Annotated in this window: 1 protein-coding gene; it reads left to right on the top strand. The window is 69.3% G+C overall.

Translation table 11 applies throughout. The features are described from left to right. Positions 1-464: 464 nt before the first annotated feature. Positions 465-14,186, top strand: a complete 13,722-nt coding sequence (locus BBJ41_RS34570; protein ID WP_069750822.1) for an LWXIA domain-containing protein — start codon at positions 465-467, stop codon at positions 14,184-14,186. The last annotated feature ends 60 nt before the right edge of the window (positions 14,187-14,246 follow it).

The following is a 14,246-nucleotide window of genomic DNA, read 5'->3' as shown; positions in this document are numbered from 1 at the left end:
CCGAACCCGCGCAATCGGCCCCGGTTCGTCCTCCAGCCGGGTCGGCAGCGCGAAACCGTGCAGTTAGCGCATTTCGCAGAATCCGACGCGTGTCGCTTCCGTCGATCCGTTGCACACGACGTCCCCCCCTCCCAAACGCCCCCACTGCAATCCCCCTCTCACATCCCTGACCGCCAAAAAACGAAAGCAAACGGTAAGCATGCACCGAGCCACCGAAAGGCGGCTGTAACGCGCGAAACCACGCGAAACGCCGCCCCCGCCCCATCGCCGCGCCGCCACGTGCGCGGCATCGTGCCCGCACATGACCGCTTCTCGTAGCGCCGTTCCGACGAGCCGCCGCCCTGCCGCCACGCGCTACGAATCGCCCCCGTGCCCGCTCCCCCCGCTTCCGTACACTCGAAATCGCGCCATGCGGCGCAGGCGGCGTGCATCCCGCGTACGGCCGCGCCTGACGGGAGCCTTGCATGTTGTCCATCGATGGAATGGGTTTGGGTTTGAACTGGCAGCGTTTCCTGTCGCAAACGCTGAATCCGGACCTCGCGCCGAAGCCGCCGCAAAATGCGGACGGCACGTCCAACGACGGCCCCGCCAATCCGGTCAACCCGACCGCCGCGCCGCCGATTCCCGTGCAGGCCGACCTCGGCACCGACCCGTCCAAGCCGACCAACCCCGAGATCAGTTCGGCCACCGCGCTGCTGCAGAGCATGGCCGATCAATATCGCGTGACGCCGCCCGAGATCACCGTCGACAACGACACGACGCATGCGGTCCAGGGGGTGATCCAGGACGCGCAAACCAAATACGACAACGCGCAGCAGGCTCTGCGGAGCGCGCAAGGCGTGCTGCGGATGACGAGCCGCGACCCCGACTCGACGCCCGACGAGCACAAGGCGGCCGTCGACAACTACACGAAAGCGCGCACCGCCGCCGACACCGCGCAACGCCAGCTCGACGTGACGACCGACGCCGGCTACCGCATCCTGTACGGCGAACAGGCAAAGGCCGACCAATACAGCGCCGACCCGACGAACCAGAACCTCGAAGGCCCCGCGCAGCAGCAGGCCGACGCGAAACTCGCCGCGCTGCAGAAACTGTTCCCCGACCAGACGAAGGCGAACCCGAACTTCATTCCGCAACAGGGCGATTGCAAGACGCCCGACCAGGTCCAGGCTTACGACGACTGGCAGTCGGCGGCATCGAGCGCGACGGTCGGCCAGGCCAAGTACTGGGCAGACGTCAGCAACGCGAATCTCGCCTATACGCAGTTCCAGTCGTACATGGGCGACCCCGCGTACAAGGACGCGATCGACACCGGCGTCGGCAAGCTGAACGACGCACTCGCGCCGCTGCAACTGCAGGTCGACCTGCCCGACCCGCCCGCGGCCGACCAGAACGGCAACGTCGACATGAATGCCGTGCAGGCGAACGTCACGCAGGCGGCGAAGGTCGCGAATTACTCGAACGCGGCCTATGCCGCGTCGCTCGACGCGCAGCAGGTCACGACGCTGCAGCAGAAATACGACGTCGACAGCGCGTGCCTGATCGGTTCGACGCCCGGCGCGGCGAAGGACGACAAGGCCGCGCTCGATCGCGCGACCACGCAAGCGAACACGAGCGGCAGCTACATGCAGATGCTCGGCGCGCAGCTCAACGTCGACGACCTGCAGGCCAAATACGACTCGGCGAAAAGCGCGTCCGACGACTGGCATACCGCGAACCCGAAATCGCTCGACCCGCATCCGCAGGTCGACGCCGATCTCGCCACCGCGTCCGATGCGCTGGCACAGGCGAAGCAGGCCGCGGGCCTCGCGCACGACGGCTTCGTCGTCGCATACGGGCAGACGCTCGCGCAGCAGTATGACGACGCCGGCTCGCAGATCGACGCGCAGCTCAAGCCGAAGGTGCCGTTCGTGCTGCAGAACCCGACGCCGACGCTGTCGACGAATCCGCCACCGACGACGACACCGACACCGCCGGCCCCGTCGGCCGCACCGGCGCCGTCGCTGAGCACGTCGCTGCCGAGCGCATCGAGTACGCCAGCGACATCGGGTACGCCGGCACCGTCGACCACGCAGACACCGTCGTCATCGTTGAGCACGTCGGCGCCGGCCAGCCCCCTGTCGACGTCGCTTGCCCCCACGACGCTGTTCACGAATCCGTCGTTCGTGCTGCAGCCGCCCGGCTCGAACACGTCGGTGCCGACCACCGCGACCGGCCAGACCGCGCTCGACGCGAAAAAACTTCATGTCGTCGCGGGCGCGCTGCGTGCGGCCGATGGCCGGCTGTCGAACACGTACAACGACGCGGCCGCGAAATTCCAGCTTGCGAACGCGCAAAAGCAGGAAGGCGTGCTGAAGGGCAAGCTCGCGGACATGCAGAAAACCTACGACGACTGGTACGCGAACAACCCGACGCCAACGCGGCTGCGCATGGTGAACGGCGACGAGATTCCGATGCCGACGCCGCTGCGCGCGAATCCGTACCAAAGCGACCTCGACAAGGCGCGCAGCAACCTGCAGCAGGCCGATGCGACGATCAACAAGCTGCAGCTGCTCACGGAGATGTCGCATCAGCAGGTGTTGCTCGACCAGTTCGACGCGAGCCTCGCCGAAAACCTGCGCAATCCGCAGAGTCAGGATGACAAGGATGCCTATGCAAATGCGCTGGACAAGTTCTTCCGGGCGCACCAGGGCGAGCTGTCGCAATCGCTGCTCGACCAGGCAGGCGCGAGCACGAACAAGGCCGCGACGATCGATTTCGGCAAGCTGACCGACAACGAGCAGCGCAACCTGATCGGCACCGCGATCGGGGTCGCGCCGGACGTCCAGCCGTCGTCGGACTCGGGCACGGCCACGGCGCCCGTCAACGACGACACGGCGCGCTACACCAACAAGGACAAGCTGGACACGATCAACAAGGTGCGCGACGAAATCCTGAAGCTCGGCGGCGGCAGCGGCACGCAGGTCAACATCCTGCCGCTGATCTATTCGGACAAGACGTCCGGCATGGTGACGAGCGCGCTCTTCAAGGTCACCGACAGCAAGGGCAACGTGCAGTACGTCGACGACACGTCGGCGAAGTACGACAACGTCGGCGATTACCTCGACAACAACCAGCTTGCGTCGAGCGGCACGCTCGACCTCGTGACCGGCTACGACGGCAACGGTCACGCGCAGTTCCAGCAGAAGGCCGCGCATCACGACGACTGGTTCGACAGCGCGCTGAACACGCTGACCGGCGGCAAGGTGAACCTCGGGATGATGGGTCTCGGGCTGTTGATGGAAGGCGCCGGCGTGCTGCTCGACGCCACGGGCGTCGGCGCGTTTGCCGGTGCCGCGCTGAACTTCGGGGGCGCGGTGATGATGGACACCGCGATCGGTTCGAGCATGACGAAATCCGCGCTCGATATCGGCTCGCGCTGGGATCACAACCAGAGCATCAATCCGTTCACCGACGCCGGCGCGCGAGGCGACTGGCTCAACCTCGTGCCGATGGGTGCGGCCGGCGCGGCGAAGTTCGCAGGCTCGGAAGTATTCGGCAAGACAGTCACGGCGCTCACCGGTTCGGCGAAAGCCGCGCGCGTGACCACGGCGATCGTGCGCGGCACGTCGCTCGTCACCGGCGTCGGCGCCGCGGGCGAAAGCTTCGTCGAAGCCGGTATCGATTTCGCGCACGGAAACAGCGCGCAAGGCTGGGACGCCCTCAAGTCCGGCGTCACCAACGTCGCGCTGATGGGCGCGGGCGGCGTGCGGGACCGCGTGGTCAATCGCGCGATCCGCGTCACCGGCCGGCCGGTGGTCGCCCGCTCGGCCGGCGGCGAACGCATCTCGATCGACGGCCAGCAACTGCAGAAGATCCTGAGCAAGAACGAGCCGCCGCAACTCGCGTTCGGCGCGACGCGCGCGACGCTCGACGGCGTCGACATCAAGGTCGCGAAGGACGGCACGCTGATGGCGGGCGACAAGGTGCTCACCTACGACAACATGCCCGTGCGCGTGCTCGATTCGCTCAACAACAAGGACCTGAACAATCTGCCGAAGGGCACCTCGGTGATACTCGGCGAGAACGGCGAACTGAGCATCGTCAAGCTGACCGGCAAGACCTGGACCGAAGGCACGAAGATCGGCTCGGTCACGGAGACGGGCGACCGGCTGTCGTTCGGCAGCGACGGCCAGATCGACGCGCCGTCGAAGCTCGTCGCGAAAACGCCCACCCAGTGGCAGGACGACCTGCAGCAACAGGCGAACGACCACGCGCCGCCAGCCGACACCGCGTCGAACGCGCTCCCCGCCGACGCGGCCGCGACGCGCGCCACCGAAGCGAGCAACACGGCCACCGCGACCACTGCCGCCAGCGCGCGCAACGCACAGCACACGAGCGAGGCACAGGCCGCCCGCGACGAGAACCAGCAGGAAACGCGGTCATCGGATTCGCACGTCGCCGCGCAGAATCGCCGCAGCAGCGACCTGCGCGCGGCGGAAGATCCGTCAGTCGCGCGGGCGCCCGGCGCACCCGGCGCCGGCGCGCGCGAAGAACCGGCCAGCGTCGCGCCGCGCACGCCGGTCCGCGTGATCGACCTGACCGACGCCGAACCGGCGTCCCGGCCCACGACGCTCGACCCGGCCGGCGTCTCCATACCGCGCGGCCCGTCGGTCGAAGCACTCGACTACGGCGAACACACGCTCTTCATCGTGCGCAACGGCGAAGATCACGCGGCCGTCACGCCCGACACGGCACGGCCTCGCGCGACGGGATCGCTGCCCGCCGACGTCGCGGAGCCGATCGTCGTCATCGCCGATGGCGCGGACGCGCACGTCGCGCCCGAACTCGCGAACCGCTGGCAGCGCCCGGTGTTCGCCGCCGCGCCCGATGCGCTGCACGCGGACGGCACGCTGCGCGCGGATGCGCCATTGACGCGCTACATGCCCGCGCCCGATACCGTGGCGGCAGGCGGCCGCGTGGTCGGCACGAACGCGCAGGCGCAGCACACTGACGCGACGGCAGGCGTCGCCGAAGCCGAAGCACACGCGCCGAACCCCGACGCGCCCGCGGTCCGCCGCCCGCCGCCGCCCGCGAACGAAGACACCGTCATCGTGCTCGCGTCGGCCAGACGCAACACCGCCGACCCGGAAAACAGCGCGGCCGCGCCGCAGCCGCCCGCTCGCGCGGCGCGCGCGCTGGACGGCGCCTTCAGCGCGCCGAATCGCATCCTGGTGCTCGTCAAGCCGGCCGAACGGACGGCATCACAAGCGGCACGCGACGCGAACGACGCCTCCCGTCCGAACCCGGCGCGCGACACGCATGCCGAGGACCACGCGCTCCCGCAGGCCGCTCACCCGGAAATCACCGAAGCGCCGCCGGACCCGTCGCTGGCCGGCCCGGGCCTGTTGACGCGGCTGCAGATGCGTTTCGGCGGCGCGCCGCTGCCGGAGGCGGTCCACGCGCTCGCGCAGCAATCCGACACGCTCACGCAACAGTTGCGGATGCTGAGCGACGCCGGCTGGCGCGTGAGCCTCGGCAAGCGCGGCGGCGGCAGCCGGATCGATCCGAAGCGGCGCCGCGTGACGATCGACGGCGCGCTGCACGATTCGGGCAGCATCACGTACACGCTCGCGCACGAGGCCAAGCATGCGGTCGAAGCGATCGACGGCACGCTGGACGGGCTCGATTACAGCGGCCGCAGCCGCTTTACGCGCAAGTCGCTCGAAGCCGAAGCGCGCGCGCAGATCAACGCGTTCGAAGCGCGCTACGAGATCGATCTCGCGGGCGGCGGCGACATCGCGGCGAAGACGACGCTGCCCGACGCGATCCAGCACGAAGCCGACCGCTGGGGACCGTCGAGCGACTACGCGGGCACGGTCGAACGGCTCGCCGACGCGTTCGCCGACGCACCAGTGTCGGGCCGCCACGGCGAGACCTACCAGGCGCTTTACGACGGCATCTGGGACAAGCAGAAGCGGCACGGCGGCGCGCCGCGGCGCATGCCCGCGCCGCACACGACGGAATCGACCGGCGGCGCAAGCCTGCCGCGCACGCTCGACGAACAGGTGCAATGGAGCGTCGCGCATGCGGAGCAAATCTCGCCGTTCGCCGAACGCGGGCGCCACGATCCGGGGCAGATGACACTCAGGCGCCGGGGCGGCGACTATTCGGTCGGCACCCGGGCGCCGGTCGCGATCGTCCATGGACAAACCGACCCCGCCGGCCGCCTGCTCGACGCGCACGGCCGCCCTGCGACGCTCGTCGACTACACGCTCGACCACACGTTCCTGGCCACGTCGACACGCCCCGGCTCGGGACGCGACCTGATCTTCGCGACGCAGGACGGTCACGCGGCCGCCGCATGGCTCGCGAACATCTGGCAGCGTCCGGTCTACGTGCCGGACGGCGGCACCGCCCGCAAGCTCGGCGCGATGGCAGACAGGCCGCCGGGCACGCAGGAACGCGTGCGGTTCAACCAGCCGCCCGGATGGACCCGCTACGCGCCATCGCCGCGCACCCGGATCGATCATGGCGAACTCGCCCTCGCCGGCGATCGCCTCTACGTCGCCGGCAATCCGTCGCAGCATCTGGACGTCGCGTCGATCGTCGGCCCGTTCCTCGGTGCCGGCATCGAAAAATCCGTATTCGAACTCGGCGCGCGCAACGCGATCGGCCTGTACGACGTCGACCGGTCGCTGCCGCTCGCGAAACAGATCGGTCAGTACGCCGGCATCCACGAATCGATCGGGATCGAGCGCGGCGGACTCGACGTGCTGCAGAACCGCTACGGCATGCGCACGTTGACCATCGACGGCCCGTTCTCCGTCGACGGCCGGGTCGCGATCCTGTACACGCCGCTCGCCGAAATCGGCACCCGGGAAATCACGGCCGGCGGCGGCTTGCCGAAGCGCGTGACGCGCGAATCGATGGATCAGCTCATCGAGATGCGCGGCATCACCGCGCGCGACCGGCTGCTGTTCGATTTCGAAGGGCTGTTCGACGCGCAGGGCAATTTCTACTTCAGCGATCCGCTGGAGGTGGCCAGCACGCACGTCACCCGGGACGTCAACAGGACGATCGCGGAAATCGACAGCGTCATCGAGCCGCTCAAGCGCGGCATCGAGGACGGCAGCATCGCCCTCGCCCATCCGGAGATCCGCGAATCGCTGCCGGACGGCGCATTCGTCCAGAAGCCGTCGCTCATCACCCGCATCCGGATGTGGTTCGGCGGCGCGCCGCTGTCCGACGCCGCCTATGCGCTCGCCGGGCAATCGAGCCTGCTCGCCGACCAGATGCGGCTGCTGCAATCGGACGGCTGGCAGATCGTGCTGGGCCGCGCGGGACGCGGCAGCCGTACCGACGTCGGGCAACGGCGGATCGTGATCGACGGCGGGCTGCTCAGTGCCGGCACGCTCGTCTACACGCTCGCGCACGAAACCGGCCACGCGACCGACGTGGCGAACAACCGGCTCGGCCTCGACTTCAGCAGCCCGGAAGCGTACGTGCACAGCACACTGCTCGCCGAAGCGCGCGCGCAGGCCAATGCGTTCGCGGTGCGCAAGCAGATCCTCGACGCAACCGGCATCGACATCGCCGAGCACGCGGTGCTCCCCGATGCGATCGCGCGCGAGGCCGACCATGTGATGCCCGGCGACGCAGCGGGCCTCGCAAGGCTCGCCGACGCGTTCGGCAACGCGCCCGTGTCGGGCCGCAACGGCGAGCGCTACAGCACGTTCTACGGCCGGACCTGGGGCCGGCAGCAGTCGGGCGATGCATCGCTGCACATGCCCGCGCCGCACACGACGGAATCGACCGGCGGCGCACGACTGCCGCGCACGCTCGACGAACAGGTGCAGTGGAGCACCGAACATGCGGATCGGGTGTCGCCGTTCCCCAGGCGCTGGCTCGGCGGCAGCGCACCGAAGCTGACCTTCTCCCGGCACGGTGCCGTGTCCTATGCGAACGGGGAACCGCTCACGGTCGTCCACGCACGGACCGACGCCGCGGGCGGCCTGCTCGACGCACGCGGTCGTCCCGCCACGCCGATCGATTACTCGATCGACCATCGTTACGCGCTCGGGCCCGACAGAACGGGCAGCAGCCTGATTCTCGACGTCGGCGGCAACAGCGCGGCGCACGGCGCATGGCTCGCGAACCTCTGGCAACGCGCGATCTACGTGCCCGACGTCGGCACGGCTCGCACGATCGGCGAACCGGGCGCAGGCGGCACGCATCGCATGCAGTTCGGCGGCCCGCGCACCTGGACCCGCTACACCCCTTCGCCGCGCGAACGGATCGACTACGGCGCACTCGCCGCCGACGCGAACGGCCTGCACATCGCGGGCGATCCGTCGCGACGCGTGGACCCTGACGCACTGCTCGGCCCGTTCCTCGGCGCGGGCACCGCGAAAGCCGTGTTCGAACTCGGCAAACGCAACGCGATCGGCCTGTTCTACGCGAGCGGCGACAAGGCCCGCTCGATGCTCGCCCATGAAAAACGCGGGCTCCAGCAGTTGAGTCAGCTCGGGCTGCGCACGGTCACCGTCGACGGGCCGTTCACGTACCACGGCCGCACCGCGGTGCTGTACGGCCCGCTTGCCGAACTCGGCACCCTCGACGTGATGAAGGGCATCCTGCCGAAGCGCGTGACGCGCGAATCGATGCGCCAGCTTGTCGTCGCACGCGATTTCGCCGCGCAGCACGGCGTGGCGTTCGACTTCGAGGGCCTGTTCGACGCGCAAGGCACGTTCCATTTCAGCGATCCTTCCGTCCTGCTCCCGCATCCGGACCCGGCCACCAACCGCACGCCCGGGATGATCGATGCCGTCATCGAGCCGCTCGATCGCGGCATCGCAAACGGCCGCATCGAGCTCGCGCATCCGGAGATCAGCGAATCGCTGCCGGACGGCGCGTTCGTCCAGAAGCCGTCGCTCTTCACGCGCATCCGGATGTGGTTCGGCGGCGCGCCGCTGTCCGACGCCGCCTACGCACTCGCCGGGCAGTCGAGCCTGCTCGCCGACCAGATGCGGCTGTTGAGCCCGGGCCACTGGGAGATCGTGCAGGGTCGTGCGGGCGCCGGCAGCAAGATCGACGCGCAACGGCGCCGGATCGTGATCGACGGCAGCCTGCGCCAGGCCGGCACGATCGTCTACGTGCTCGCGCACGAGATCGGTCACGCCGTGGACGTGGCGCAGAACCGGCTCGACCTCGACACGAGCAGCCCGGACGCGTACGCCGAAAGCGCGCTGCGCGCCGAGGCGCGCGCGCAGGCCAATGCGTTCGCGGTGCGCAAGCAGATCCTCGACACAACCGGCATCGACATCGCCGAGCACGCGGTACTCCCCGATGCGATCGCGCGCGAGGCCGACCACGTGATGCCCGGCGACGAAGCCGGCCTCGCGCGGCTCGCCGACGCGTTCGGCAATGCGCGCACGTCGCTGCCCGGCAATCCCGTCTACCGCGCGCTGTACCGTGCGCAGGCCGAGCAGGCCATGCGCGACGCCGAAGCCGGCCGCACCGGCGCGGTACCGCGGACGATGCCGTCGATGATGATGTGGCCCGTGCCGGACCCGTCGGCCTTCATGCCGGCCGCGCCCGCGCTCGCGCCCGAAGCGCGCGCGGCCGACTGGCTCGACGCGCACGGCAAGCGCGACCTCAAGCGGATCGACGGGACGCAACTGGCCGACATCCGCGACCTCGCGCAATACGCGGGGCCGAACACACACGTACTGATCGCGAAGCATCTCGACCGGCCGGCGAATGACGGCACGCATCCGCAACCCGACTTCGTCGCGAGCCTGACGACCGACGCGCACGGCCAGCCCGGGCAACCCGAGCCGGCCGATCCCGGCGGCACGCTGTCGCACAAACTGCGCGACGCGGTGTATCCGGGCACGCGTGCGCGCAAACGCAAAGGCGGCGACGCGCCGCATGCGGCGCGCGCGGAGTTCGATTTCTACCTGTCGCCGGTGTCGCTCGACGAACTGCGGCAATTCGGCGGCGCGGCGAAGGTCGAAGCCGTCGACACGAAGCGCGTGTGGGATGCCGCGCCTTCCGGCAAGGCGCCCGCCGACGACGTCGTCGAGCAGATCGACGCGCTCGCCCGCGCACCGCAGTACAAGCGACCCAAAGCGGCCGCCAGCGCGGCGGAAGCGATGCCCCAAGGCACGACGCTCTTCGCGGTCGACAAGAAGACGGGCAAGGTGCTCGGCTACGCGGAGCCCAAGCCGGGCGGCGGCTGGACCTATCACGAGAAGACCGCGGTCGGCGACGCATCGATCGGCCCGCAGGATCTCGGGACCGCATTCCGCCGCCGCGCGCGCGGCCTGCCCGACGGGCGGCGCGGCGTCGTGTTCGTCGCATCCGCGCTGCCGGAATCGGCGGTGTCCCGCTACGGCGGCTTCGAGCCTGCCGAGCGCGCCGTGCCGGTGGCCGAACAGAAGCCGCCACGGCTGAAACTGGGCGACCGCGTGCAACGCCGGCTCGGCAAGATCCAGGCGCTGGGCAAGCCGCCCGAAGGCGCGACGCCGCTCGCCAACCGATGGATCGCGCCGAACCTGCTGCCGAAATCGGCCGACGACGTGCACGATTTCAACGGCGCGAACACGCTGCATCTGCGGCGCGTCATCGAGCTCGATCAGGTCGGCCCGGCGTACTTCATCTACGTCTACGACACGGAAGGCGCGCTGATCGACAAGCTCGACCAGCCCGACGGCATCATCGCGACACGCAACGACACGCTGCAATGGTTCGACGACGCCGCGCATTTCAACGATGCGAGCCGGCCCGGCGTCGATCTCGACAAGACGAAGATCGGCACCGGCCCGGACGGCTCGAACCGGCATTTCCTGGTGACGCAACTCGATCCGGCCGCGTTCGATGCACGTGCGAAACCGACGCAGATCGCGGCCTATGCACTGAAACAGGCGGAACTCGACAAGCAACTGAAGAAAGCCGCGGCAGAATCGTCCGCGCCGTTCGGCGAACTGGAGAGCCACATCACCGCGGAACTGACGGCCGCGAAGAACAAGGAGGCCGAACTCACCGGCACGCCGGCGCCCGGCGCCGCCGCTGGCGGCAAGCGCGCGAAACCGAAGAAAGGCTCGCGCCGCAAGCAGGGGAAACAGCCTGCTCCTGCTCCAGCACCCGCACCGTCCGCGTCGCCGGCGCTTCCCGCCGGCGACCCGTTCAGCATCAAGACCTATCAGCCCGGCCTGACGAGCGCGACCATCGCCGAATGGATCGTTCGCTTCGGCAAGGCGAAAGTCGACAACTGGTTCCCCGAACACGAGCGCGTCAAGGCGTTTGCGGGCCGGCGCGGCGAACCGCTCGATCTCGGCACGAAACGGCAGGTCGTCATGGCCGACAGCGTGATGATGAAGGCGCTCGGCATCCCGTTGTGGCTCGCGCGCGACGTGTCGAGCATGCCGTGGCACGGGCCGCTGTCGCGGCCCGATCACGCGCGCAACGTGCTGTCCCGCCACGCGAAGAGCGCGATCACGTACCTGTCGCCCGCCCGGGCGGCAGACCGGCGCATGCTGCAGGCCTACGCGCGCGCGAAAGTCGAGATCCAGGACCGCATCGCGTTGATGGCGCGCGGCTTCACGCTGCGCGACAACCCCGACGAGATGCTCGCGCTCGTGAAGCGCTACGGCGGCGCGATGCCGGTCGTATCGATCGCGGTCGATCCGCATTCGCTGGCCGCCGCGCTCGGCAGGAAACACGATCCGGCATTCATCCGCCGCGTGCGCGCACTCGGCAAGCTCGACAATGCGCACTTCGACGAAGCGAACGCACGCATCGAGATCGGCGGCAAGAATCGCCATCTCGAACTCGACGATCTCGACCACCTGTTCAAATGGCTCGACGCGGCGTCCGAGGGCGGCTTCGTGCTGCGCCTCGAAACCGCGCCGTCGCGCGCGCTCGTGTCGGCCGAAGACCAGCGCACGCTCGCCGGTACCAACGACGCGTATCACGATTACGTGCGCACGTTCGACGCGCTCGAATCGTGGGCACGCAAGCACCCGGACCAGGACGCGCCGCACGTGATGGTCACCTTCCACGGCTGGGATGCCGTGCTCGAACCGGCGCCGGGCGACGGTCACATGAAACTCGTCGAGGCCGTGCTCGATCGTGAGGCGCTCGACTGGGTCCACCTCGGGCTGTCGTACGCGACGCACGGCGCCGACTTCATCGCGAACCAGGACCTCACCGCCGCACTCGCCCGCAAGCTCGTCGAGTACAAACTCCACGCGCCCGACAAGTTCGCGCGCCTGCACGGCGCCGACGCGCTCACGCGCGTGTTCGAACGTGTCGGCACGCAGACGCTCGCGAACCAGCATCAGGTGCTGTTCGCCGAAGTCGAACGCGTCGGCCTCGCGCAAGGGATGACGCCCGACGCACTCGCGGCGCTGCGCACCGATCTGTACGAAGGCCATACGACCGCACTGATGGACCGTGCGCGTCAGGCGACGATCCAGTATTCGAAGGATCATCCCGTGAAAGCCGGCCCCGTGACCAAACGGGTCAAATCGGCCCAATACGGCGCGCGTCAGGCCGGCGACACCTGGCTGGGCGACTACGGCAAGCCGGCCACCGAACCCGTCCAGCTCAAGATCGACGCGCAGGCAGGCCAGAGCGCGTCGAGCACCGCCTTCTGGCGTGCGGTGGCGGCCGACCCGAAGCTCGCGATCGATGAGACCAAACCCGTCATCGTGAACCGCGACATCGCCGCGCAGCCGAGCCACCAGCGCGTCACCGCGCAGCAGGCCGCGCTCGCGCAGCTCAACGCGTTGCGCGTCCACCGGCCGTCGTTCGGCAAGCGCGACTGGATGTGGTCGCTGGGCTTCGGCGGCACGATGGCCGGCGCGAGCACGCTCGTTGCGTTGAACGTGTTCAACGGCATGAACATGATGAGCTCGGATGCGCTGAGCCATGCGAACACCGCGCTCTTCGTCGGCGCGCGCGCGGGCCGCGTGTTCGGCGCGATGCACCAGGGCGCGGTACAGAGCCTGCAGAGCGGCGACCCGCGCGCGGTGCACGACGTGCTCGACCGCCTGCAGCGCTCGCTGGCGCAGCAACTGAGCGCATCGGTGCACGGCTACAATCCGGCGCGGCTCGAACAGCTCGACCTGCTCGCGAACGAGACCCGCGTGAAGGCGAGCCACTTCGTCGAAATGCACCGGCAAGGGCTCATCGGCTTCGACGATGCGACCGCGCAGATCAAGGAACTGTCGGCCGACCTGCTCGCGAACATGCAGGGGATGGTTGGCGGCACGTCGCTCACGCAGCTGCATCGCGGCAATTCCCGCCGGCTGCTCGGTCTCGTCGGGCGCGGCAGCGCGATCGTCGGTTATTCCGGGACGATCGCCGTCGGCGTGCACGGACTCATGAGCACGCCGACGGTCGCGGGCGCGCTGACGACCGCGAGCGCGGCGCTCGCCGCGACGTACACGGGCCTCGTCTATGCCGTGAGCGCACATCGCGTGAACGCGGACAAGCGCAGCCGCGTCGTGCGCCTGATCGACTCGACGTCGGATTTCGTCGGCGTGGCGAGCGGCATCGCGGGCACGATCGCGCAATACGACAAGGGCCACGCCGGGCTCGCGGTGACGGCGGCGACGTCGACCGTGATCCTGCTCGGCGCGCGCCTGAACACGCACTTCCCGAACGCGACGCGCTGGGTCAGGAAATACCCGACCGCGCTCATCCTCGTGCCGATCGGCATCTGGGGCTTCACGCAGTTGCAGAGCCTGTTCTTCGGATCGCCGTCGGGCGGATCGGGGTCGTCCACGCACAAACCGCAGCCGACGCCATCGTCGCCATCGCATCAGCCACCGCCGCAGACAGGCGGTACGCCGACGACCGGGCTCGCGCCGGGCGCCACGGCGACGCAGCCGCCCGGAACCGGCACACCGGGCGGCACGAGCGGCACGCCCGGCAGCACGGCACCCGCCCAGCCCTCCGCGCCGCCATCGCCGGCCGCGCAACCGTACATCGTCGTCTCGGGGGATTCGTTATGGGTGATCGCCGACGCGCATCGTCAGTCGCTGCTCGACGCGGCGCATGTGTCGCCGGCCGACCAGAAGACGATGACGCGCGCCCAGCAGGATGCACGCGCGCTCAACGAGATCCTGCAGCTGAATCCGGGCCTGGCGTCGGCGCCGAACGTGCTGTACGCCGGGCAGTCGATCAACGTCGGCTGATGCGGCGCCGGTCGCCTGCGCGCGGCGACCGGCATCGACGCACGCCCCGGCGCGCGACAA

Source organism: Burkholderia stabilis, assembly GCF_001742165.1.
Lineage (GTDB): Bacteria > Pseudomonadota > Gammaproteobacteria > Burkholderiales > Burkholderiaceae > Burkholderia > Burkholderia stabilis.
This window is presented reverse-complemented; position numbering and strand designations above follow the sequence as displayed.